This window comes from Caulobacter segnis (assembly GCF_019931575.1).
GTDB lineage: Bacteria > Pseudomonadota > Alphaproteobacteria > Caulobacterales > Caulobacteraceae > Caulobacter > Caulobacter segnis_C.
Map to the genome: position 1 here is coordinate 764,057 of NZ_CP082923.1, position 23,707 is coordinate 787,763.

At 68.4% G+C, this 23,707-nt stretch carries 19 protein-coding genes and 1 pseudogene; 11 read left to right on the forward strand and 9 right to left on the reverse strand.

What is annotated here, in order from left to right:
• Positions 1–333: 333 nt before the first annotated feature.
• The 4 genes from K8940_RS03610 (at position 334) to K8940_RS03625 (ending at position 5,828) form a co-directional block, all read left to right on the forward strand.
• Entirely contained in the window at positions 334–2,424 is a 2,091-nt protein-coding gene (locus K8940_RS03610) for a 3-hydroxyacyl-CoA dehydrogenase NAD-binding domain-containing protein (protein WP_223395756.1), read from the forward strand.
• Between the two features lie 184 nt (positions 2,425–2,608).
• The gene (locus tag K8940_RS03615) at positions 2,609–4,165 is read left to right on the forward strand and encodes a class I adenylate-forming enzyme family protein (RefSeq protein WP_223393170.1); all 1,557 of its coding nucleotides are present in this window, start codon (positions 2,609–2,611) and stop codon (positions 4,163–4,165) included.
• A 114-nt stretch (positions 4,166–4,279) separates the two neighbouring features.
• Positions 4,280–5,269 carry a DegT/DnrJ/EryC1/StrS family aminotransferase gene (locus K8940_RS03620; protein WP_223393171.1) on the forward strand — a complete coding sequence of 330 codons (990 nt, stop codon included), beginning with the start codon at positions 4,280–4,282 and terminating at the stop codon, positions 5,267–5,269.
• A 58-nt stretch (positions 5,270–5,327) separates the two neighbouring features.
• Complete coding sequence (locus K8940_RS03625) at positions 5,328–5,828, forward strand: DUF2199 domain-containing protein (protein ID WP_223393172.1); 501 nt, start codon at positions 5,328–5,330, stop codon at positions 5,826–5,828.
• 9 nt (positions 5,829–5,837) lie between these two features.
• Here K8940_RS03625 and K8940_RS03630 read toward each other — a convergent pair whose 3' ends face one another.
• The 4 genes and pseudogenes from K8940_RS03630 to K8940_RS03645 all read right to left on the reverse strand — a co-directional run bounded on the left by K8940_RS03630 (position 5,838) and on the right by K8940_RS03645 (position 8,360).
• On the reverse strand, positions 5,838–6,233 hold the full coding sequence (locus tag K8940_RS03630; RefSeq protein WP_223393173.1) for a type II toxin-antitoxin system HicB family antitoxin: 396 nt from the start codon (positions 6,231–6,233) through the stop codon (positions 5,838–5,840).
• 4 nt (positions 6,234–6,237) lie between these two features.
• Positions 6,238–6,333: pseudogene (locus tag K8940_RS03635) on the reverse strand (type II toxin-antitoxin system HicA family toxin); the annotation flags it as partial.
• A 28-nt stretch (positions 6,334–6,361) separates the two neighbouring features.
• Positions 6,362–7,330 carry a magnesium/cobalt transporter CorA gene (gene corA / locus K8940_RS03640; protein WP_223393174.1) on the reverse strand — a complete coding sequence of 323 codons (969 nt, stop codon included), beginning with the start codon at positions 7,328–7,330 and terminating at the stop codon, positions 6,362–6,364.
• 10 nt (positions 7,331–7,340) lie between these two features.
• On the reverse strand, positions 7,341–8,360 hold the full coding sequence (locus K8940_RS03645; protein ID WP_223393175.1) for an adenosine deaminase: 1,020 nt from the start codon (positions 8,358–8,360) through the stop codon (positions 7,341–7,343).
• A gap of 116 nt (positions 8,361–8,476) precedes the next feature.
• Here K8940_RS03645 and K8940_RS03650 point away from each other — a divergent pair, with 116 nt between their 5' ends.
• A complete protein-coding gene (locus K8940_RS03650; RefSeq protein ID WP_223393176.1) occupies positions 8,477–9,583 on the forward strand; it encodes a phytanoyl-CoA dioxygenase family protein in 1,107 nt (368 codons plus the stop codon).
• Positions 9,584–9,593: 10 nt separating this feature from the next.
• Here K8940_RS03650 and K8940_RS03655 read toward each other — a convergent pair whose 3' ends face one another.
• The gene (locus K8940_RS03655) at positions 9,594–10,295 is read right to left on the reverse strand and encodes a winged helix-turn-helix transcriptional regulator (RefSeq protein WP_223393177.1); all 702 of its coding nucleotides are present in this window, start codon (positions 10,293–10,295) and stop codon (positions 9,594–9,596) included.
• A gap of 191 nt (positions 10,296–10,486) precedes the next feature.
• Between K8940_RS03655 and K8940_RS03660 the strand changes: the two genes are divergently transcribed.
• The gene (locus K8940_RS03660) at positions 10,487–11,632 is read left to right on the forward strand and encodes an acyl-CoA dehydrogenase family protein (RefSeq protein ID WP_223393178.1); all 1,146 of its coding nucleotides are present in this window, start codon (positions 10,487–10,489) and stop codon (positions 11,630–11,632) included.
• Between the two features lie 62 nt (positions 11,633–11,694).
• Here K8940_RS03660 and K8940_RS03665 read toward each other — a convergent pair whose 3' ends face one another.
• The 4 genes from K8940_RS03665 to K8940_RS03680 all read right to left on the reverse strand — a co-directional run bounded on the left by K8940_RS03665 (position 11,695) and on the right by K8940_RS03680 (position 14,991).
• On the reverse strand, positions 11,695–11,997 hold the full coding sequence (locus K8940_RS03665; protein WP_223393179.1) for a hypothetical protein: 303 nt from the start codon (positions 11,995–11,997) through the stop codon (positions 11,695–11,697).
• 70 nt (positions 11,998–12,067) lie between these two features.
• Complete coding sequence (locus K8940_RS03670; protein ID WP_223393180.1) at positions 12,068–12,961, reverse strand: pirin family protein; 894 nt, start codon at positions 12,959–12,961, stop codon at positions 12,068–12,070.
• 192 nt (positions 12,962–13,153) lie between these two features.
• Positions 13,154–14,431, reverse strand: coding sequence for an MFS transporter (locus tag K8940_RS03675; protein WP_223393181.1), 1,278 nt, complete (start codon positions 14,429–14,431; stop codon positions 13,154–13,156).
• Positions 14,432–14,493: 62 nt separating this feature from the next.
• A complete protein-coding gene (locus tag K8940_RS03680) occupies positions 14,494–14,991 on the reverse strand; it encodes an Lrp/AsnC family transcriptional regulator (protein WP_004620861.1) in 498 nt (165 codons plus the stop codon).
• Positions 14,992–15,133: 142 nt separating this feature from the next.
• Between K8940_RS03680 and K8940_RS03685 the strand changes: the two genes are divergently transcribed.
• The 5 genes from K8940_RS03685 (at position 15,134) to K8940_RS03705 (ending at position 23,631) form a co-directional block, all read left to right on the forward strand.
• The gene (locus K8940_RS03685) at positions 15,134–18,577 is read left to right on the forward strand and encodes an indolepyruvate ferredoxin oxidoreductase family protein (RefSeq protein WP_223393182.1); all 3,444 of its coding nucleotides are present in this window, start codon (positions 15,134–15,136) and stop codon (positions 18,575–18,577) included.
• Between the two features lie 41 nt (positions 18,578–18,618).
• Positions 18,619–18,912: a hypothetical protein gene (locus K8940_RS03690; protein ID WP_223393183.1), complete on the forward strand. Its 294-nt coding sequence runs from the start codon at positions 18,619–18,621 to the stop codon at positions 18,910–18,912.
• Complete coding sequence (locus tag K8940_RS03695) at positions 18,909–19,184, forward strand: type II toxin-antitoxin system RelE/ParE family toxin (protein WP_223393184.1); 276 nt, start codon at positions 18,909–18,911, stop codon at positions 19,182–19,184. Before K8940_RS03690 ends, K8940_RS03695 begins: the two co-directional genes overlap by 4 nt.
• Positions 19,181–20,299, forward strand: coding sequence for an NAD(P)/FAD-dependent oxidoreductase (locus K8940_RS03700; protein ID WP_223393185.1), 1,119 nt, complete (start codon positions 19,181–19,183; stop codon positions 20,297–20,299). Before K8940_RS03695 ends, K8940_RS03700 begins: the two co-directional genes overlap by 4 nt.
• A gap of 86 nt (positions 20,300–20,385) precedes the next feature.
• The gene (locus tag K8940_RS03705) at positions 20,386–23,631 is read left to right on the forward strand and encodes a S41 family peptidase (protein WP_223393186.1); all 3,246 of its coding nucleotides are present in this window, start codon (positions 20,386–20,388) and stop codon (positions 23,629–23,631) included.
• The last annotated feature ends 76 nt before the right edge of the window (positions 23,632–23,707 follow it).

A 23,707-nucleotide genomic window follows, 5' to 3' on the forward strand; every position in this document is an offset into this window, starting at 1 on the left:
TTGCGAGCAATACGCCACGCTCGCGGATCCACCGACTTCGAAACGTCAGGACGCGTGCAAGTCGCGCCCAAAGTCCATGACTTTCCGCGAACGCCCTCCCCAGCGCGGATCATTCTCTCTGGATTTCAGGTAAATGCGGTGACGGCGCTCGTCCGACCCCGCACTCGCCTCCACGGATGACCTCGGCTGAAACTGTTATTTCGAATTTGTAGTATGCCGTTGGAGCCGTCAACGGCCGGCGCCGCGAAAACAGGCGCCCGCACGGGGGTCTGGACATCTTCGCCGGAGCGTGCAGGCTTCGCTTCAAACAATCGTTCAATGAACAAAACAGGGGTGGAAGCCGTCATGGCCGCGATCAACGCCGTCACCGATCTTTCCGTCGAAGGCGACATTGGCGTCGTCACGCTGAACTCGCCGCCGGTCAACGCGCTGTCGGCCCAGGTCCGCGAAGGGCTGAAGGGCGCGTTCGAGGGCGCGATCGCCGATCCGGCCGTGAAGGCCATCGTGCTGATCTGCGATGGCCGGACCTTCATCGCCGGCGCCGACATCACCGAGTTCGGCAAGGCCATGACTGGCCCGAACCTGCAGGACGTGCAGGCCATCATCGAGAATTCGCCCAAGCCCGTCGTGGCGGCGATCCACGGCACCGCCCTGGGCGGCGGGCTGGAGGTGGCGCTGGTCGCCAACTATCGCGTGGCCGTTCCCTCGGCCAAGGCCGGCCTGCCCGAGGTGAACATCGGCCTGCTGCCCGGCGCCGGCGGCACCCAGCGCCTGCCGCGCATCGTCGGCGTCGAGAAGGCGCTGGAGATGGTGACCAGCGGCCAGCACGTCCCGGCCAAGGCGGCCCTGGCCATGGGCCTGTTCGACGAACTGGTCGAGGAGGGGGATCTGCGCGCCGGCGCGATCGCCTTCGCCCGGAAGGTGGTGGCCGAGGGCCGTCCGCTGAACAAGGTCCGCGACCTGAACGCCAAGGTCGAGGCCGCGCGCGGCAAGCCCGAGATCTTCGCCGACTTCCGAGCGGCCAACGCCAAGAAGTTCCGCGGCTTCATGGCCCCCGAGAGCAACATCAAGTGTATCGAGGCGGCGGTGAACCTGCCCTTCGACGAGGGGCTGAAGGAAGAGCGAAAGCTGTTCATGGAGCTGATGACCGGCAGCCAGTCGGCCGCTCAGCGCTATGTATTCTTCGCCGAGCGCCAGGCCGCCAAGATCCCCGACGTGCCGGACGACACCCCGACCATCCCCGTCAAGAAGGTCGGCGTCATCGGGGCCGGCACCATGGGCGGCGGCATCTCGATGAACTTCCTCAACGCGGGCATTCCCGTGACGATCATCGAGGCCAAGTCGGAGAACCTGGAGCGCGGCGTCGGCGTCATCCGCAAGAACTACGAGAACACCGCCAAGAAGGGCCGCCTGACCCAGGACGACGTCGAAAAGCGGATGGGCCTGCTGACGCCCTCGATGAACCTCGAGGACCTGGCCGACTGCGACCTGATCATCGAGGCCGTGTTCGAGCTGATGGAGATCAAGAAGGAGGTCTTCGGCAAGCTGGACAAGATCGCCAAGCCCGGCGCGATCCTGGCTTCAAACACCTCGTATCTCGACATCGACGTGATCGCCGCCAGCACCAGCCGGCCCGAGAGCGTGATCGGCCTGCACTTCTTCTCGCCGGCCAACGTCATGCGCCTGCTGGAGATCGTGCGCGGGGCCAAGACCGACAAGTCGGTGATCGCCACGTCCATGCAGATCGGCAAGAAGATCGGCAAGGTCGCGGTGCTGGTCGGCAACTGCCATGGCTTCGTCGGCAACCGCATGCTGGCCCAGCGCCAGCGCGAGGCCCAAAAGCTGATCCTGGAAGGCGCCATGCCCTGGGACGTCGACCGCGTGCTGTTTGACTTCGGTCTGCCGATGGGACCGTTCGCCATGAGCGACCTGGCCGGCCTCGACATCGGCTGGGACCCGGCCAAGACCTCGTCTTCCACCGTGCGCGAGGTGCTGTGCGAGATGGACCGTCGCGGCCAGAAGAACGGCAAGGGCTTCTACGACTACGACGAGAACCGCAACGCCAAGCCTTCGCCGATCGTGGAAGAGGTGATCCGCGACTTCGCCGAGAAGCGCCAGATCCAGCGCCGCGAGATCAGCGACCAGGAGATCCTGGAGCGCTGCCTCTATCCGATGGTCAATGAGGGCGCGAAGATCCTCGAGGAGGGCAAGGCCATCCGCGCCTCGGACATCGATATCGTCTGGATCAACGGCTACGGCTGGCCGGTCTATCGCGGCGGCCCGATGTTCTGGGGCGAGCTGGTCGGCCTCGACAAGATCCTGGCCAAGATGAAGGAGTTCCAGGCGGCCCATGGCGACGACTTCAAGCCGTCGGCCCTGCTGGAGCGGCTCGTGGCCGAGGGCAAGGGGTTCAAGGACGTTTAGAACTCTTCCCTTCCCCCTCATGGGGGAGGGGAACCCCCACTCCCGCTCATCCCCGCGAAAGCGGGGACCCAAGCGGGCTTTCGGTTTGTTGCACCGTTCAGGATTGATCGCCGAACTCGGCTTGGGTCCCCGCTTTCGCGGGGATGAGCGGAGGTTGGGTGATCGGTTTACGTAGGGAAAAGCCATGCCAACCATCGCCGCCATGATGTCCGCCGACTACGGCGTGATGGGCGACATCCTTCGCGCACGCGCTGTGGAAGGCCCCAACCATCCGGCCGTGATCATGGAGACCGGCGAGAGCGTCAGCTACGCCCAGTTCGACGCCCTGGCCGACCGGGTCGCCGCCGCCCTGCAGCGCGATGGGGTCAAGGCCGGCGAGGCGGTCGCCGTTTGCGCCCTGTCGTCGATCCCCTATGCGGCGCTGTTCCTGGGCGCGTTGCGGGCTGGCGTCGCGGTGGCCCCGATCGCCCCGTCCTCGACGCCAGAGGCCATCGCCGGCATGGTCGCCGACTGCGGGGCCAGATTGTTCTTCCTCGACGCCGGCGTGGCCGAGGCCCAGAAGCCCGCCCCGATCGCGGTCCGCCAGATCGCTCTGGACGATTCCGCCGCCGGTGAACCCTTCGACGCCTGGCTGGCCCCGTTGGACGCCCGCCCGACGCCGGTCGAGATCGGTCCGGAGCATCCGTTCAACATCATCTATTCCAGCGGCACGACCGGTACGCCCAAGGGCATCGTCCAGTCGCACGGCATGCGCTGGCGGCACGTGTTCCGGGGCGACGCGGTCGGCTATGGGCCGGATGCGGTCACCGTGCTGTCGACCCCGCTGTATTCGAACACCACCCTGGTCTGCTTCTTCCCCACCCTGGCGGGCGGCGGGACCGTGGTGCTGATGCGGAAGTTCGACGCCGGCAAGTACCTTGAGCTGGCCCAGAAGCATCGCATGACCCACACCATGCTGGTGCCCGTGCAGTATCGCCGCCTGATGGAGCGGCCGGACTTCGACGCTTTCGACCTGTCGTCCACGCATCTGAAGTTCTGCACCAGCGCCCCGTTCGCGGCCGAGCTGAAGGCCGACGTGCTGCGCCGCTGGCCTGGCGGCCTCGTGGAATATTTCGGCATGACCGAGGGCGGCGGCACCTGCATCCTCATCGCCCACGAGCATCCGGACAAGCTGCACACGGTCGGCCAGCCCGCGCCGGGCCACGACATCCGCCTGATCGACGAGGACGGCGTCCAGGTCGGCCCGGGCGTGGTCGGCGAGATTGTCGGCCGCTCGGCCGGGATGATGAACGGCTATCACGGCCGCCCGGACAAGACCGCCGAGGCCACCTGGACCTCGCCCGAGGGCTGGCGCTTCATCCGCACCGGGGACGTCGGCCGCTTCGACGAGGACGGCTTCCTGACGCTGATGGATCGCAAGAAGGACATGATCATCAGCGGCGGCTTCAACATCTATCCGTCCGACCTGGAGGCGGTGCTGCTTCAGCATCCGGCCGTGGTCGAGGCGGCGGTGGTGGGCGTGCCCTCGGACGCCTGGGGCGAGACGCCCGTGGCCTTCGTGGCGCTGAGGGCCGGCCAAGCTGCTGATCCGGGCGAGGTCAAGGCCTTCGTCAACGGACAGGTCGGCAAGACCCAGCGGCTGGCGGACGTTCGTGTCGTCGACAGCCTGCCGCGCAGCCATATCGGCAAGGTCCTGAAGCGAGAACTTCGGGACTCATGGCAAATTCAGCCTAGCGAATAGACTTTTTTGCCGCGACGGCGCGCCACATTAGGCCAGGTGGAATCGACGAATACGGTTGCTTAACCATTCGGTGCGGCCATCGGGTCGCCCGGTTCGTCGTGGATTGCGCCCGTAATGCTCCCGAAGCCCGTCGCCACTCCGATCAACACCCTTCAGGGAGGCGCCTTCGTTCGCGCAGCCCAGGACGTCGCGCCGATCGATTTCCAGGCCGTCGCCCGGGCCTTGGGCGCGGCCGGCCACGCCTCCGACCTGGACCAGCGCCTGGCCGCCCGCTTCGCCCGTCCCGTCGCCATCCGCGCCTTCGCCGACCGCATCGAGGCCACCGCCGCCGCGCTCCGGGCCCTGGGCGCGCGCGCGGGCGGGGTCTGCGTCGTCTCGGCCCTGGCTGATCCCGAGACCCTGGCCGGCGTCGCCGCCGCGGGCCTGAAGGCCTGGCTCGTGGACGTCGACCCGTTCAGCGCCATGTTCGACACCGCCCACCTGCGCGAGCGCCTGCCCGAGGCGCCCGGACCGCTGGAGGCCATCGTTCCCGCCGCCGCCCACGGCCGCGCCCCCGACATGCGCGCCTGGGCCGCTTTCCGCGCCGAGACCGGCCTGCCGATCCTGGTCGACGCCGCCGGCGCCTTCGACGTGGTGATCGAGGCGCCGGTTCCTGTTCTGGTTAGCCTCCCCGCTGGGGCGGGCGTGTTCGTGGCCTGCGAGGACGCCACGCCGGTCAACGCCATCGACGCCCGGCCCTTCGCCGGCGACGACGGCCTCGCCGCCTGGCCGGGCCTGCGCCAGCGCCTATGCGGCATGGCTCAGCAACTGCGCGTCCTGCTGCTGGACAGCGGGGTCGGCTTCCAGCCGGGCTGGGGCATGAGCTGGATCTCGCCGACCTGCGCCCTCAGCCTGCCCACCGACGACGCCGGGGCCGTGGCCTGGAAGCTCCAGGCGGCGGGTGTCCCGGCCAGTTGCGCCGTCCGCGACCGCGCCCTGAGCGCCGACAACACCCCGGTCGCCGATCGCCTGGCCGCCTCGACCGTGGTGCTGACCCTGGATCCGAACCTGGATATCCTGGCCCTCGACCACCTGTGCGACGCGCTGCGGGACGCGGTGGCCTAGCCGAGCGGCCGCCAATTGGCCTAATCCTTCGGGCGTGAGCCCATGCCGAAGGTGAGTGATGGCCGAAGAGTTCTCCTGCGCGATCTGCGGCGGCCGTCACGCGGGCCTGTCCAAGGACTGGGGCTATGGCCTGCCCGACGAGGTCTGGGCGCTGCCCGAGGAAGAACGCGACAGCCAGGCCCGCTTCAACGATGACCTGTGCCAGTGGGGCGACCGCTTCTTCATCCGCTGCATCCTGCCCGTGCCGTTGAAGGGGACGGACGACTATTTCGGCTGGGGCGCCTGGGCCGAGGTCGATGCGGAGGTGTTCGAGCGCTATCTCGAACTCTATGACGAGGACGGGCGCGAGGAGCCGCCGGCTCCGGGCAAGCTGGCCAACAAGCTCGAGGCCTATACCAACACCTCACTGGGCACGCGGGTGCTGATCCAGTTCCAGGACCCTGGCGAGCGACCGACCCTGACCCTGCCCGAGGGCGACAAGAGCCGCCTGGCGCAGGAGCAGCGCGAGGGCGTCGACGCCGCGCGGCACCACGAGATTCTCGAGATCTGCGGCGCGTAGAACGGCTTTTTACGCCGGGTCGATCATCCGCTTGGCGGCGCGCGCCAGTAGGCCAGAGCGCGTGAAGCCGTGGGACTCGGCATAGGCGTCGATATCGGGCAGCGTGGTCTCGGGCAGGGTGATGTTGACCCGCACTGTCCGAGGCGGGGCGATCTTCAGCGGCACGATGATCACCGCGCCGTCGCGGTTCGCGGGGTTGGCCATGACCTCGTCCGGGGCCGAAGGCGCGGGAATGGGCTCGCCGTCCTCGATCATGCCGTCGACGTGAAGGCGTAGAGCCTCCTCGGCGTTGATCCGGGCCTCCTCCAGCGTCGCGCCGACGCTGACGCAGCCGGGCAGGTCGGGAAAGGAAACCCCGAACTCGCTGTCCGTGTCCTTGTGGATCAGGGCGATATAGTTGGTCATTGGGTTACCTCAGCATCAGGCCCGATTGCCGTTCGATCGACCTCAGCGTCCCGACCGGCAGGTCACGCTTGGGATGCGGAACGGTCACGCGACCGGGCTTCGCGACGATTTTCGGGTCGTCAAGTTGATCACAGCCAGCCCGTCTTCTTGAACCGCCGGTACAGCAGGCCGCAGATCACCGCGATCCCGGCCAGCACGCCGTAGTAGCCGTATTCCCACTTCAGCTCGGGCATGTGCTCGAAGTTCATGCCGTAGACGCCCGCCACCGCCGTCGGCACCGCCAGGATCGCGGCCCAGGCGGCCAGCTGGCGGGTGATCACCCCTTGCCGCTGCTGTTCCAGCAGGCTGCTGATCTCGAACACCGAGGTCAGCACCTCGCGCAGACCATCGACCAGGATCTCGGTGCGCTGGATGTGGTCGCGCACGTCGCGGAAATAGGCCCGGACCTCGGTGTCGATGCAGGGCAGGTCGTGGTGCTCCAGCGCGCTGACGACCTGGGTCATCGGCCCCAGCAGCTTCTTGAACTTCATCAGCGCCCGGCGAAGATTGAAGATGCGGGCGATCTCGGCGCGGCTGAGGAAGGCGTCCAGCGCCCGCCGCTCGAAGGCGTGCAGGTCTTCCTCGATGCTGTCGACGATCGGCATGTAGCCGTCGACGATGAAGTCCAGCACCGCGTGCAGCACATAGTCGACACCGTGCGCCAGCAGGGCCGGGGCCGCCTCCAGCTGGGCGCGCAGCTCGGTATGAGCCCTGGCCGAGCCGTGGCGCACCGTGATCAGGTGCCGCCGGCCGACGAAGAAGTCGGTCTCGCCGTAGATGATATTGTCGTTGTCGAGGTGCGCGGTCTTGGCCACTACGAACAGCTGGTCGCCATAGATGTCGACCTTGGGCGTCTGGCGAGCGTTCAACGCGTCCTCGACCGCCAGCGGATGCAGCTTGAAAGCCTGCTGCAGCGCGCGCAGTTCGATCTCGTCGGGCTCGACCAGGCCGATCCACACGAACTCTTCCCCACGCGGCGTCAGGCTGGCGGGATCATCCAGACTGATCGCGCGGACGGGCTTGCCGTCGACATAGGCGCTGGCGGCGACGACGGTCATGACGGGGCGATCAGTGCGCGGCCGCGTAGGCCTCGACCTGGGCCACCCGCTGGGCCTTTTCGGCCTCGCTGAGGAACGAGCCCGTGAAGCTGTTCTTGGCCAGGGTGACGACATCCTCGCGGGTCAGGCCCACGGCGTTCGCCGTCGCCAGGTAGTTCTCCAGCAGGTAGCCGCCGAAATAGGCCGGGTCGTCGGAATTGACCGTCGCCTTCAGGCCCAGGTTCAGCATGGTCTTCAGCGGGTGGACGTCCAGGCTGGGCACGCCGCACAGCTTCAGGTTCGACAGCGGGCAGACCGTCAGGGTCGTGCCGTCCTTCACCAGACGCGCGGTCAGGGCGTCGTCTTCCAGCGCGCGATTGCCGTGGTCGATGCGGTCGACCTTCACCAGGTCGATGGCTTCCCAGACATAGGCCGGCGGGCCTTCCTCGCCGGCGTGGGCGACGATCTTGAGGCCCAGGTCCCGGGCCGCCTGCATGACGCGGGCGAACTTGGCCGGCGGGTGGCCGACCTCGGAGCTGTCCAGGCCGACGCCGGCCAGGTGCGAGAGCCAGGGCTTGGCCTGTTCCAGCGTCTCGAAGGCGCTTTCTTCCGACAGGTGGCGCAGGAAGCAGAGGATCAGCTTGCTGGTCACGCCCAGGGTCTTCTCGGCTTCGTCCATGCCGGCCAGCAGGCCCTTCATCACGGTGTCGAAGGCGATCCCGCGATCGGTGTGGGTCTGGGGGTCGAAGAAGATCTCGGCGTGGGCGCCGCCGTCGGCCGCCAGGCGCTTGAAATAGGCCAGGGCCAGGTCCTTGAAGTCCGCCTCGGTGATCAGCACGCCCGCGCCCTGGTAATAGATGTCCAGGAAGTCCTGCAGGTTCGAGAAGGCGTAGGCCGCGCGGATCTCGTCGACCGAGCCGTAGGGCAGGGTGATCCCGTTGCGCTGGGCCAGCTCGAACATCAGTTCCGGCTCGAGGCTGCCCTCGATGTGCATGTGCAACTCGGCCTTGGGCAGGCCGCGGACGAATTGGGCGAAGGCGATGTCGGTCATGCGGTTTTATGCGCGCGGGCGCGGGCGGGGATCAACCGTCATCACCGAAATCCGCTGGAAATGCCGGGTGGCGCCGGCTAAGCCCGCAGTCGTCTTGTGAAGCTTGGGGCCCTTCGATGACCGTTTCCCAGAAGCTCCTGCCCGGCGTGCCGCTGGTGGAGTCGATGCTGCTTTCGGCCTCGCTGGACCAGATGGGCCTGACCAACAGCGAGCGCGACATCGCCGTGCAGCTGCACGAGAAGGGCTTCGCGGTCTTCGACTTTCCGGACGAGGATCTCTCGGCGCGCATCGATCGCATCAAGGCCGACCTGACGCCGCGCTACGACTTCGACGCCTGGCGCTCGGCGGGCTGGGCGGCCAATGACGGCCTGCGGGTGCAGGACGCCTGGCGCACCAATGCGGACGTCCGCGCCATCGCCGCCAACCAGGCGGTGCTGGATCTGCTGTCCAAGCTGTATGGCCGCCGGGCCTTCCCGTTCCAGACCCTGAACTTCCCGGTCGGCACCCAGCAGCACGTCCACTCGGACTCGATCCACTTCTCCAGCGTGCCCGAGCGCTTCATGTGCGGGGTCTGGCTGGCCCTGGAGGACATCCACGAGGACGCCGGCCCGCTGGTCTATTATCCGGGCTCGCACAGGTGGCCGATCCTCTACAACGACGCGATCGGCAAGGTTGTGGGGACAGACACCAGCGAGTTCGCCCAGCCCCCGTATGAAGCCGCCTGGCGGGCGCTGATCGACGCCACCGGAACCCAGCCGGAATACTTTCGCCCGAAGAAGGGCCAGGCCCTGATTTGGGCGGCCAACCTGCTGCACGGCGGCAGCCGCCAGAACGACCCGGCGCGGACGCGCTGGTCGCAGGTCACGCACTACTATTTCGACGACTGCGCCTACTACACCCCGGCGTTCTCGGACCCGCTGGTCGGTAACCTGGATCTGCGCGACATCGTCGACGTCTCGACCGGCGAGTTCGCGCCGAACATCTATGTCGATCGCCCGGTCGGGGAGGTGCCCCGCCGCGGCGCGGCCGCTCCGCCGCCAGCCTCGGCGTCGCCGGCGGCGGTGATTCCGAAAAGGTGGGAAGCCTTGTTTTCAGCCAAGACGCCGAAGGACTTCGATCCTCGGCGTTATCTGGAGCTGAATCCCGACGTGGCGGCCGCGGGCATGGATCCGCGCAAGCACTATGCCCGCCACGGGGCGCGCGAGCATCGGCGCTACAAGTAGGCGCGCCGCTTCAGGCGCTCACCATGCTGGCCGTCTTGGCGAAGGGGCTGAGACCCAGCCAGGCCTGCATATCCGAGGCCAGCACCCGGTCGCCGGTCAGCAACATGCGTTCCTCGCCCAGAGCCTGGCGGACGGTGTCATGGCCCATCCAGATGGCGGTCATGGTCCTAAGGTCGGTCGATACATAGAGGTCGACGTCGAAGCCCGGATCGACCGAGCACAGGTCAACCTGGGTCTCGGGTTCGACCAGCAGCCACCACGAACGGTCGGCCGGCGCCTGCTCGGGATAGCGGAAATGGATCACGCTCTTGGGCCGCGACATCGGGCGGGGGTCCAGGTTGCGGCGCATGTCCCACATCAGCAGGGAGGCGTCCAACTGCTGCAGCGACAGCTCGGTGTGGACCCAGCGCTGGCCCCAGCGGCCGAAGGCGTCGATCAGGCTTTCCAGGTCCTGTCCGGCCTGGGTCAGGCGGTATTCGAACACCCCGGGCTCACCGGGCAGGGCGTCGCGGCGTATGATGCCGGACGCCTCCAGGTCCTTGAGGCGTTGCGACAGCAGGGCGGGTGACATGCGCGGCACGCCGCGTCGCAGGTCGTTGAACCGGGTCGAGCCGGCGACCATCTCGCGCAGCAGGACCACGGTCCAGCGCGTGCAGAGAATCTCGGCCGCCATCGCGACGGGACAGAATTGCCTGTAGCTGCCTTGCGCCATGCGCTCTCCCCGTCAAACTTGGCCTCGCCAAACATCGGCGGCATGTAGACTGCTGTTCGACTGTCTCGCTAGTTCAGTTCCTGTACCGGGGGTGGTTCAGTTGCTGAACTAGGCAGGTAGAGCGTGTTCGCGACAAAAGGTTTCGCATCACGCGGACCTGTTGAACGTCCGCTCCAGAGGGAGATTACGACATGTTGCTGGCGCCGGAAAACACCACCGTCGCTCAGGGCGTCGACTGGCTGGCGCGCGCCGATCGGATCGGCGCCGAGATCGCCAGGCATGCGGCCGAACACGACGCCGAGGACAGTTTCGTCGTCGAGGCCTACGGGCTGCTGAAGGCCGAGGGGCTGTTCAAGGCCCTGGTTCCGGTCGAGTTCGGCGGCGGCGGGGCCACGGTCACGCAGATTGGCCAGGTCATTCGCCGGCTGGGCGCCTCGTGCGGCGCCACGGCGCTGGCCTTCGCCATGCACAGCCACCTCGTGGCCGTGGCCGCCTGGCGCTGGCGTCATCAGGGCGCGCCGACGGAAGGGCTGCTCAAGCGCCTCGCGACCGAGGATCTGGTGCTGGTGTCCAGCGGCGGCTCAGATTGGCTGGCCAGCGGCGGAACGGCGGTAAAGGTGGAGGGCGGCTTCAGGATCACGGCGCGCAAGGCCTTCTCCAGCGGCTGCCCGGCCGGTGACCTCTTGATGACCAGCGCCGTCCATGACGATCCCGAGGCGGGGCCGACCGTCCTGCACTTCGGCGTGTCGCTGAAGGCGCCGGGCGTGGCCATCCGCGACACCTGGCGCGTGCTGGGCATGCGCGGCACGGGCTCGAACGACGTGGAGTTGACCGAGGTCTTCGTGCCCGACGCGGCGATCTCGGGCCGGCGGCCGGCCGGGCCGTGGCACATGCTGTTCCACATCATCAGCATGATCGCCTTCCCGCTGATCTACGCGGCCTATGCCGGCGTGGCCGACGGCGCGCGGGCGCGGACCCTGGCCATGGTCCGGCGCAAGGCGCCCGACGTCCTGACCGCCAGCCTGGTCGGCGAGATGGAGAACGCCTTCGCCGCGCTCGACATCGCCCTGGCGCGGATGATCGACCTGGCCGAGACCGGAACGCCCGGTCCCGAAACCACCAGCCTGGCCATGACCTACCGCACCCTGGTCGGCCGCTCGGCCATCGAGACGGTCGAGCGGGCCATGGAGGCGGCGGGCGGGCAGGCCTTCTATCGTGAGGCGGGCCTTGAACGGGCCTTCCGCGACGTCCAAGGGGCTCGCTACCACCCGCTGCAGGAAAAGCCGCAGACGGTGCTGACCGGCCGCGTGGCGCTGGGCTGGGACATCGACGGATAGTCGAACGAAAACGCCGGCCGCATCGGGACGGCCGGCGTTCTTCTCTGTATGCGCGCCCTAGCCTAGTGCGCGGCGTCCTTGGCCTTGTCGCCGGCCTTCTGGGCGGCGTCACCGGCCTTTTCGGCGGCGTCGCCGGCGGCGGCGGCCGCGTCGCCCGCCGCTTCCTTGGTCGCCTCGGTGGTGGCGGTGGTCGCGGCGTCGGCGCTGGCGTTGGCCGCGTCCGCCGCGGCGTTGGCGGCCTTCTGGGCGTCAGCGGCGGCGGCGTTGCTTTCGGTCGCCGCCTCCTGGGCCTTCTGGGCCTTGTTCTCGCAGGCCATCACCGTCAGGCCCAGGGCGGCCACGGCCGCGATCGTCACGATACGCATGAGCGTCTTCTCCCAAGTCCGGCCTTGGCGCCGGGTAGGGGAGATAATCCTGAGGCGAAGGTTCGGTTGCCTACATCGGCTGGGGCGGCGGGGGTGGGCCTTCGGGCAGGGGAATGAACTCGTCGTGGTCCAGATCGGGCAGCTTCATGCGGCCGGCCTTCCAGTCGGCCTTGGCCTGCTCGATGCGGTCCTTGGACGAGGAGACGAAGTTCCACTCGATGAAGCGCGGGCCGATCGGCTCGCCGCCCAGCAGCATGACGGTCGAGCGCTCGATGGCCTTGAAGACCACCGTATCGCCCGGCGCGAAGACGGCCATCTGAGTCTCGACCAGCTCGCGATCGCCCACCTCGACCCGGCCGGCGGCGATATAGGCGGCGCGCTCGGAATATTCGGCCGGCAGGGCCGCGACGGCGCCCGGCTCAAGCTCCCAGTGGACGTAGAACAGCGGCGAAAACACCGGCACGTTCGACTTGGCCCCGAAGGCCTCGCCGGCGATCAGCCGCGCCTTCAGCCCGCCGTTCTCATAATAGGGCAGGTCCTGCGGGCCTTCGTGGTGGGTGAAGCGCGGGGCGGTCTCCTCGTGCTCGTTGGGCAGGGCCACCCAGGCCTGCATGCCGTCCATGCGGCCGCCGTGCTCGCGCAGCCCCTCGAAGCGTTCGGAGTGGGTGATGCCCGAGCCGGCGGTCATCCAGTTGACCTCATTCGGCTTGATCACCGCCAGCGAGCCGACGCTGTCGCGGTGGGTGATCTCGCCCTCGAACAGATAGGTAAGGGTCGACAGGCCGATGTGCGGGTGCGGGCGCACGTCGGCGCTCTTGGCGAAGCCGGGCTGGAAGGCCGCCGGGCCCATGTGATCCAGGAAGATGAACGGCCCGACCATGCGGTGGGCGTGGAACGGCAGGACGCGGCCGACCTCGAAATTGCCGAGGTCGCGGCGACGGGCTTCGAAGACGAGGTCGATCATGGGGCGCTCCGGCGAACTGTCGGCGGAACTTAGCCGGGAGTTGATATCCCAGTCTTGTGCAATTCACCCCCTATCCGCTCATCCCCGCGAAAGCGGGGACCCAAGCTGACTTTCAGGGCTTGGTGAGGCAGCGCGTCACTTTCTGACCCTGCTTGGATCCCCGCTTTCGCGGGGATGAGCGGTGATTGGGATCTACAGCGTGTCCGGCGTTCTCTTAAGAGGCAGAAGGGCGATCAGGCTGATCGCGCCGGCGCCCGCCAGATAGAGGCCGACCAGCTTGAGGCCGCCATGGGTGGCCAGGGCCTGGGCGATGGCCGGGGTCATGCCGCCGCCGATGACGCCGCCGACATTGAAGGCGATCGACGAGCCGGTGTAGCGCACCCGGGCCGGGAACAGGCTGGGCAGCCAGGCGCCCAACGGGCCGTAGACCAGGCCCATGACCACCAGGGCCAGGGACAGGAACACGCCGATCAGCCACAGCGAGCCCGAGCCCATCATCGGCGCCAGGGCCGCGCCGGCGACGACGGTCAGCATGGAGCCCGCCATGAGCACCCTTCGGGGGCTGGACTTGTCCGACCAGTAGCCGGCCCAGACGATGCCGGCGGCCATGAACAGGATGGCGATCAGCAGGACGCCGAGGAACAGTTGGCGGCCATAGCCCAGGGCAGTGACGCCGTAGCCCAGCGAGAAGGCGGTGGTCAGGTAGAAGAGGGCGAAGCAGGCGACGACCGCGAAGGTGCCGCCGATCACCTCGCGCGCATGGGTGCGGAAGAGCTCGGCGACCGGCACGTGGGCCGGCGGGGCCTCGTGGGCGGCGGCCTCGAACGCGGCGGTCTCGGTCAGCTTCAGGCGGATCCACAGCCCGACCCCGACCAGCAGGATGCTGCCCAGGAACGGCAGGCGCCAGCCCCAGGCCTGGAACTGCTCCGGCGTCAGGATCGCGCCCAGGATCAGGAACAGGCCGTTGGCGGCGATGAAGCCTACCGGGGCGCCCAGCTGCGGGAACATGCCGAAGCGCGCGCGCCAGCCGGGCGGGGCGTTCTCGACTGCCAGCAGAGCCGCGCCGCCCCACTCGCCGCCCAGGCCGAAGCCTTGGCCGAAGCGCAGCAGGCACAGCATGAACGGCGCGATCCAGCCGGCCTGGTGATAGGTCGGCAGGAAGGCGACCAGCAGGGTCGAGCCGCCCATGATCAAGAGCGAGGCCACCAGGGTCGACTTGCGGCCGATGCGGTCGCCGAAGTGTCCGAACACGATCGAGCCCAGCGGCCGGGCGATGAAGGCCACGCTCAGGCTGGCGTACGAGGCCAGCAGTTGCACGGCGGGCGAGGAGGCCGGGAAGAACAGCGGCCCGAACACCAGCGAGGCGGCGGTGGCGTAGATATAGAAGTCGTAGAACTCGACCGCCGTGCCGATCAGGCTGGCGGCCAGCACGCGTCGCGTCGACGCGCCGCCAGCGCTCGATTGGGCCATCGTGGCCTCTCCTTGCTATCGGGTGGTTGGAGCGCGGCCCCCCGACCGCGCCCCGGAAGTCCTTAGCCCAGCGGGCTGACGTAGGGGCTGATCAGGCCCAGCGGCACGGCCGTTGAGTTCTTGACGCCGCGGATCACGATGCGGCTCTCGATGTTGGAGACCAGGCCCAGCGACAGCAGCTTGTCGCGCAGGAACTCGTCGAAGGCGCGCATGTCGCGAGTGACGATCCGCATCTCGTAGTCGGCCGCGCCGGTGACGGTGGCGCACTGGACGACCTCGGCCCACTTGGCGACCGCCTGTTCGAACGTGTCCAGATTTTCCTTGGTCGGAAGGGACAGCTTCACGGTGCAGTAGACTTCGAAGCCCAGACCAAGCTTTTCCCGGTCCAGGATCGTCACGCGGCGCTGGATGACGCCAGCGTCTTCCAGCCTCTTGATGCGCCGCCAGCACGGGCTGGATGACAGACCAACACGTTCGGCGATCTCCGCGACGGACAGTCCGGCGTCGTGTTGGATGAGATCCAGGATCTTGGCATCCACGGCGTCGAGTTGTTCGGACAAGAAATTCCTCCCCCCAGCGGGCGTTGACGCTCACTTCTTGCGCAAAACGACCACGAGTCGGGCACGCCTTGGGCAAACAATTTCCGCGCTTCTATAAGATATTGCGTAGCGGGCGGGAAGACCCGGGAGGAAAATTTTTGCCATGCGGCACTCGGAAGTCACGCTCGACGACAAATATGTGCTCGAAGATGGTCGCGCATTCATCACCGGCGTGCAGGCGCTGCTCCGGGTCCTGCTCGACCGTAAGCGTCTGGATCGCCAGGCGGGATTGAACACCGGCGGCTATCTGTCGGGCTATCGCGGCTCGCCGCTGGGCGGCCTCGACCAGCAGGCCGCGCGCATCAAGAAACTTCTCACCGCCCACGACGTGGTCTTCCAGGAAGGCCTGAACGAGGATCTCGCGGCGACCGCCGTGTGGGGCAGCCAGCAAGCCAACCTGTTCCCCGGCGCCCTCTACGACGGCGTGTTCGGCATGTGGTACGGCAAGGCGCCCGGCGTCGACCGCACCGGCGACGTCTTCAAGCATGCCAATTTCGCGGGCACGTTCCCGACCGGCGGCGTACTGGCGGTGGCCGGCGACGACCACGGCTGCAAGAGCTCGACCCTGCCGTCGCAGTCCGAATTCGCCTTCCAGGACTTCGAGATGCCGGTGCTCTCGCCGGCCGACGTGCAAGAGGTGCTGGACTACGGGATCCTGGGCATTTCCCTGTCGCGCTTCTCGGGGCTGTGGACGGGCATGATCGCCCTGGCCGACACCATGGACAGCGGCGTGACCATCGACGTCTCGCTGGACCGCCACCGGATCGTGGTTCCCGACTTCGCCTTCCCGCCCGGCGGTCTCGGCATCCGGCTGAAGGACCAGCCGATGGAGAAGGAACGGCGGATGCGGCTGCACAAGCTGCCCGCCGCCCTGGCCTTCGCCCGCGCCAACAACATCGACCGCGTGGTGCTGGGCGCCTCGCACGTGCGGGTGGGCAAGGCGCGCCTGGGCATCGTCTGCCAGGGCCAGGCCTACAAGGACGTGCTGGAGGCCTTCACGGCCATGGGCATGACCCTGCAGGAAGCCGCCGACCTGGGCGTCTCCATCTATAAGGTCGGCATGCCCTGGCCGCTGGAGCCGCTGGGCCTGCGCGCCTTCGCCGCCGGCCTCGAGACCCTGATGGTCATCGAGCACAAGCGCGCCCTGATCGAGCCCCAGGCCAGGGCCGCTCTCTATGATCTGCCCGCCCAGGCGCGTCCGCGCGTGATCGGCAAGACCGACGAGAAGGGCGGGCCGCTGCTCTCGGAGCTGGGTTCGCTGTCGGTGGCCGAAATCGCCCTGGCCATCTACGACCGCCTGCCGGACGGCCCGCACATGGAGCGGGCCCGCGCCTATCTGAACCGCGTCTCGGCCGCCGGCGTCGCCGCCGTCAGCCTGGCCGCCGACCAGGCTCGCAAGCCGTTCTTCTGCTCGGGCTGCCCGCACAACACCTCGACCAAGTTGCCGGAGGGCTCGCGCGCCCTGGCGGGCATCGGCTGCCACTACATGGCCGGGTTCAACGACCCGATGACCGACCTCAACACCCACATGGGCGGCGAGGGCCTGACCTGGGTGGGCGCGGCGCCGTTCACAGCCGAGAAGCACGTCTTCCAGAACCTGGGCGACGGCACCTACAACCACTCCGGCTCGCTGGCGATCCGGGGCGCGATCGCGGCCAAGGCCAACATCACCTACAAGCTGCTCTATAATGACGCCGTCGCCATGACCGGCGGCCAGCGCGCCGAGAGCGGCTTCACCCCCGCCCAGATCACCCGTCAGCTGGCGGCCGAGGGCGTGACCAGGACCGTCATCGTCGTCGACGAGCTGGAGCGCTACCAGGGCGTCACCGACCTGGCCCCGGGCGTCGAGATCTTCCCGCGTTCGGACCTGATGCGCGTGCAGGAGATGCTGCGCGACACAGCGGGCGTCACGGTGCTGCTGTACGACCAGACCTGCGCCACCGAGAAGCGCCGCCGCCGCAAGCGGGGCGCGATGCCCAAGGCCACCCAGCGGGTCTTCATCAACCCGCTGGTCTGTGAGGGCTGCGGCGACTGTTCGGTGAAGTCCAACTGCGTCTCGGTCGAGCCCCTGGCCACCGAGTTCGGCCGCAAGCGCAAGATCAACCAGTCCAGCTGCAATCAGGACTACAGCTGCGTCGAGGGCTTCTGTCCCTCGTTCATCACCCTGGAAGGCGCCGAGAACGCCCAGTCCAAGAAGGTCCCGGCGGCCCTGACCGCCGAGTCGACCCCGCTGCCCGAGTTCGAGCCGCTGCACGGCGTGCGCAAGATCCTGTTCACGGGCGTCGGCGGCACCGGCGTGACCACCGTGGCCTCGATCCTGGCCATGGCCGCCCACATCGACGGCCGCGCGGGCAGCGTGGTCGACATGACGGGCCTCGCCCAAAAGGGCGGCTCGGTGTTCAGCCACGTCAAGATCGGCGAGACGGAAGAGACGATCGTCGGCGGCCGCGTGCCGGCCGCGAGCGCCGACGTGCTGATCGCCTGCGACCTGCTGGTCGCGGCTTCGCCCGAGGGCCTGTCGCTCTACGCCAAGGACCGCACCCGCGCCTTCGGCAACAGCGACTTCGCCCCGACCGCCGACTTCGTCACCAGCCGCGACATCCGCTTCGACAGCGGGGCCATGGCCCGGCGGGTGAAGGGCGCGACCAGCACCTTCGACGCCTGCCCGGCCCAGCACCTGGCCGAGAGCCAGTTCGGCGACGCGATCTACGCCAACATGATCATGGTCGGCTTCGCCTGGCAGCGCGGGGTGATCCCGGTCTCCAGCCGCGCCCTCTATCGCGCCATCAAGCTGAACGGCGTCGACGCCGAGGCCAACCTGCAGGCCTTCGAGCTGGGCCGCCGCGTGGCGCATGACCCGGCTTCGGTCGAGGTCAAGGAAGACAAGACCCCGATCCCCGAGACCATGCCGCTGGACGACCTGATCGCCCATCGGATCCGGGAGCTGACCGCCTACCAGAACGCCGCCTACGCCCAGCGATACGCCGATAAGGTGGCCAAGGTGCGGAAAACCGAGGTCGCCGTCAGTGGTCCGGACGGCGCTCTGCCGCTGACCCGCGCGGCGGCGGTGAACCTCTACAAGCTGATGGCCTACAAGGACGAGTACGAGGTCGCGCGGCTCTATACCGACGGCCGGTTCGCGGCCGAGCTGGCCGGAACCTTCAAGGGCGGCAAGGCCAAGGTCTGGCTGTCGCCGCCGCTGCTGGCCCCCAAGGGGCCGGACGGCAAGCCGAAGAAGATCGCCTTCGGCGGCTGGATGCTGGACTTGGCCTTCCCGTTGATGGCCCGGATGAAGGGCCTGCGCGGCGGCGCGCTGGACATCTTCGGCCGCACCGAGGAGCGCCGGATGGAGCGCGGCCTGATCGCGTCCTACGAGGTCGCCCTCGACCACCTGGCCGCCGGCCTCTCGACCGAGCGCCTGCCCTTGGCCGTCAGGATCGCCGAGATCCCGCAACAGATCCGCGGCTACGGCCATGTGAAGGACGCCTCGGTGGTCACCGCCAAGGCGGCGGAGGAGAAGCTGTGGGCGCAGTGGGGCGGGAACTGACCACCCTGGCGTGGCGGGAGGTTCGTGCTAGGCTTCCCGCCATGAACAAGCCCCTGAATCCGGTGACCGTGACGCTCAGCGCCGAGGACGCCGCCGACCTGCAGGCGCGGGTCGAGCGCGGCGAGTTCGCGTCGCTGGACGAGGGCGTGGCGGCGGAACTGGCCGAGCTGAACTATCGGCGGGCGGCCGAGATCGTCGGCGGTTCGGAGAAGCTCGAGGCGCTGCTGGACCGGCTGGAGGCCGATGACGATCCATCCGCCGATGTCGACGCCGAGGACTTCTTCAAAGAGCTCCGGGCGGGCCTGAAAGAGCGCCTGACGTCGTCTCGCGAGTGAAGCGGCAACTCGTCATTTCCGCGGAGGCTCGGCGCGATCTGCTGCGCATCCGCGACTACATCGCCGACGACAATCCGGACCGGGCCGAAACCTATGTCGAAGAGCTGTTGGCGCGTTGCATCGCCATCGCCGACTTTCCGCTGGCGGCGCCGGAGACATTGCGCCGTAAGGGCTGGCGCGTTGTTCCATACGGCTTCTACATGATCTTCTACACGGTGACGGAGCGGCGGGTCCGTATCCGCGCCGTCAAGCATTCGGCGACCCTGCAATGACCCAAGACTTTGATTTCGACGCCGTGGTCGTCGGCGCTGGCGCTGTCGGCCTCGCCTGCGGATACGCCCTCGCCAAGCGCGGCCTGGTCGTCGCGGTGCTGGAGGAGCAGGCCCACATCGGTCAGGGCGTGTCGTCGCGCAATTCCGAGGTTATCCACGGCGGGCTCTACTATCCGACCGGGTCGCTGAAGGCCAAGCTGTGCGTCCAGGGGCGGCGGCAGCTCTATGCCTTCCTCGACCTGCACGGCGTCGCCTACAAGCGCTGCGGCAAGCTGGTGGTGGCGACCTCGGAGGACGAGATTCCGCGTCTCGACGCCATCTGGGACCAGGCCCTGGCCAATGACGTCGAGGGGATGGAGCGGCTGACCGGCGAGCAGGCGCGGGCGCTGGAGCCCGGCCTCAACGCCCACGCGGCGCTGCTGTCGCCGCAGAGCGGGGTCTTCGCCAGCCACGACTACATGCTGGCCTTGCAGGGCGAGATCGAGGCGGCTGGCGGGGCGGTGGTGTTGAACACGCCGTTCGAGCGCGCCGAACCGTTCCAGGCCGGCGGCTTCAAGGTGCGGGCGGGCGGGGCGGATCCGACCAGCCTGACCTGCCGCCTTCTGGTCGCCGCGCCCGGCCTGTCGTCGCAGGACGTCGCCGGCCGCATCGACGGCTTTCCCGCCGACGCCATTCCCAAGGCCCACTACGGCAAGGGCGTCTATTTCCGCCTTACCGGCAAGGCCCCGTTCCAGCGCCTGATCTATCCGCCGCCGATCCACGGGGCGCTGGGCACCCACTACCGCAACGACCTGGGCGGCCAGGCGGTGTTCGGTCCGGACCTGGAATATGTGCCCGCGCCCGACTATTCGGTCGATCCCGGCCGGGCCGAGGCCTTCGCGGCCTATATCCGCAAGTTCTGGCCGGGCCTGCCCGACGGCGCCCTGCAGCCCGACTACGCCGGCGTGCGGCCCAAGCTGCACGGTCCGGACGAGCCCCAGCCCGACTTCCAGCTGCGCGGCGCCGAGGACCATGGCCTGACCGGCCTGATGGCCCTGTTCGGCATCGAGAGCCCCGGCCTGACCAGCTCGCTGGCGATCGGCGAAGAGGTCGCGGGCCGCCTGCTGGGCGCATGACAAATCGTTCATGCGGCTAAGCTCTTGGCCGCGCCGCCGCGCGTGCTAGCAATTCCGTCTTCGGAATTTAGGGCGAGGGGCGTCCCATGGGTCTCGGGTTCAAGGCGCTGCTAGGCGCGGTGTCGGCGGTCGCGCTGGGCGTGGCCACATCGTCCTCGGCCCTGGCCGCCCAGGCCCTACCGTCGTTCGCCGAGCCGGCCCTGTCGCCGGATGGCGGCGAGATCGCCTTCGCCTCGGGCGGCGACCTCTGGACCGTTCCAGCCGCCGGCGGTCAGGCTCGCCTGCTGGTCACCGACGAGGCCACCGAGTCCCGGCCGCTGTACGCGCCCGACGGCAAGTCGCTGGCCTTCGTTTCCACGCGTTCGGGCGTGGCCAATCTCTACGTGCTCACCCTGGCCACTGGCGAGGTGCGCCGCCTGACCTTCGGCGACAGTCCCGAGACGCTGGACGGCTGGTCGCGCGATGGGAAGTGGATCTACTTCACCTCGGGCGTGAATGATGTCGCGCGCCAGGGCGACATCTTCCGCGTGGCCGCTTTGGGGGGCACCCCTCTTGAAGTAAGCCGCGAGCGCTATCTGAACGAATACGAGAGCGCGCCGTCGCCGGACGGGCGCTCGGTCGCCCTGGTCGCGCGGGGCCTATCGAACCAGCAGTGGTGGCGCAACGGCCATTCGCACATCGACGAGAGCGAGGTGTGGCTGAAGCCGATAGATGGGTCCGGCTACCAGAAGCTGCTGCCATCAAGTGACAAGGGGGGCGGCGCCAAGCGCGCCTGGCCGATGTGGAGCCCCGACGGCAAGGCGCTCTGGTACATGAGCGACGAGGGCGGGACCGAGAACCTGTGGCGCCTGCCGCTCGGCGGTCAGCCTCAGCAGGTCACCCGCTTCACCGACGGCCGCGTGCTGTGGCCGACCATCGGCTATGATGGCCGGACCATCGTCTTCGAGCGCGACTTCGCCGTCTGGCGCCTGGACACCGCCTCCGGCCAGGCGACCAAGGTCGCGATCGCCCTGCACGGCGCGCCCGCGGCGGCCGGCGAGAGCCACAAGAACGAGACCAGCTTCGATGCCCTGGCCCTGTCGCCAGACGGCAAGAAGGCCGCGATCGTCGCGCATGGCGAGCTCTTCGCGGTGTCGACCAAGGACGGCGGCGCGGCCCAGCGCGTCACCCGCACCCCGATCCTGGAGCGCGACCCGGTGTGGTCGCCCGACAGCAAGCGGCTGATCTATGTCTCCGAACGCGACCGATCGGCCAACATCTACGCCTACGACTTCGCGACGGGTCAGGAGACGGCCCTGACCACCGGCGGCGCGCGCAACACGGTCCCGACTTGGTCGCCGGACGGCAAGGTCCTGGCCTATGTCCGCGACGGCAAGGAGGTCCGAGCTCTGACCTTCGACCCGACGGGCAAGGTCGCCAGCGACCGGGTGCTGTTCTCCGGTGCGCTGGGCGGGTTCGACGACACGCCGCTGACCTGGTCGCCCGACAGCCGCTGGGTCGCCTTCACCGTCACCGACCGCAAGGCGTTCGACAACGTCAACGTCGTGTCGCTGGATGGCGGGGCGGCGCGGCCGGTGACCTTCCTGGCCAACGGCCAGGTCGGCAAGGTCGCCTGGTCGCCGGACGGCAAGTACCTGCTGGTCGACATGGGCCAGCGCAGCGAGGACGCCAAGATCCTGCGCGTCGACCTGCTGCCCAACGTGCCCAAGTACCGCGAGGACGCCTTCCGCGATCTCTTCAAGCCGGCCGATGCGCCCGACAAGCCGGCCCCAGGCCCGGACTCCAAGGCCGAGCCCGCCAAGGCCGAGACGCCGCCGAAACCTGTCGCGGACGCCAAGCCGGCCGCGCCGAAGAAGAAGGTCGAGCCGGTCCGCATCGTCTTCGATGGCCTCCGCGAGCGGGCGACCTACCTGCCGCTGGGCATGGATGTCGGCGACCCGCTGATCAGCCCCGACGGCAAGACCCTGGTGTTCCGCGCCCGCCAGGCCGGCCAGACCAACTTCTACACCTGGAACCTGGACGAACTGGCCAAGGAGCCGCCGGTCCCGGTGCAGCTGACCTCGACCCGCAAGCCCAAGGGCGACATCGCCTTCACGCCCGACAGCAAGGAGGTCTGGTTCCTGGAGGGCGGGACGATCGTCTCCTCGCCGATCGACCAGCCCAAGCCCAAGCCGCTGGCGGCCAACGCCGAGCTGGACGTCGACTTCGACGTCGAGAAGACCGTGGTCTTCGAGCAGGCCTGGGGGATCCTGAACCGGGGCTTCTACGACCCGAAGTTCCACGGCGCGAACTGGGAGCAGCTGCGCCAGCGCTGGGAGCCTTACATCGCCGGCACGCGCACGGGCGACGAATTGCGCCGCAACATCAACCTGATGATCGGCGAGCTGAACGCCTCGCACTCGGGGATCAACAAGCCGGCCGATCCGGCGGCGCCGATGGTGCGGGCGGCCAATCTGGGCCTGCGCTTCGATCGCGGGGCGGCCGAGGCCGGCAAGGGCCTGTTGATCCGCGAGGTGATCGCCCTGGGCCCGGCGGCGCTGGAAGGCTCGATCAAGCCGGGCGAGACCCTGGTCGCGGTCAATGGCGAGACGCTGTCGCCCGGCGTCAATCTGGACAAGCTGCTGCGCGGCGCGGCGGGCAAGCGCACGGTGCTGACCGTAGCCGACCCGGCCGGCAAGTCGCGCGAGGCTATCGTGCGGCCGGTTTCGACCGCCACGGCCACGGGGCTGCTGTATCGCCAGTGGGTCAACGACCGCCGGGCCTATGTCGACAAGGTCAGCGGCGGCCAGCTGGGCTATGTCCACATCGCCGACATGTCCGACGCCGCGCTGGCCCAGCTCTATATCGACCTGGACGCCCAGAACCAGGGCAAGCAGGGCGTGGTCATCGACGTGCGCAACAACAACGGCGGCTACGTCAACGGCCACGTGCTCGACGTCTTCGCGCGCCGCAACTACCTGATGATGACCCCGCGCGACCGCTTCCCCGTGCCGTCGCGCCAGAACCTGGGCCAGCGGGCCCTGGGCCTGCCGACCGTGCTGGTCACCAACGAGTCGTCGCTGTCCGACGCCGAGGACTTCACCGAAGGTTACCGGTCGCTGGGCCTGGGCAAGGTGGTCGGCAAGCCGACCGCCGGCTGGATCATCTTCACCGGCGGTCGCCAGCTGATCGACGGCTCGGTGGTGCGCCTGCCGTTCATCCGCATCGACGACCTGCGCGGCCAGAACATGGAGCTCAATCCCCGGCCGGTGGACCTGGACGTCGACCGCCCGCTGGGCGAGGCCGGCGACGCGCAGCTGGACGCGGCGGTGAAGGTGCTGCTGGGGCGGTAGATCAGAATCCTCCCCCAGCGGGGGAGGATCAGAAGTCTCGGCTCCCGCGTTGACATCACGGTCGCCCCCCATGATG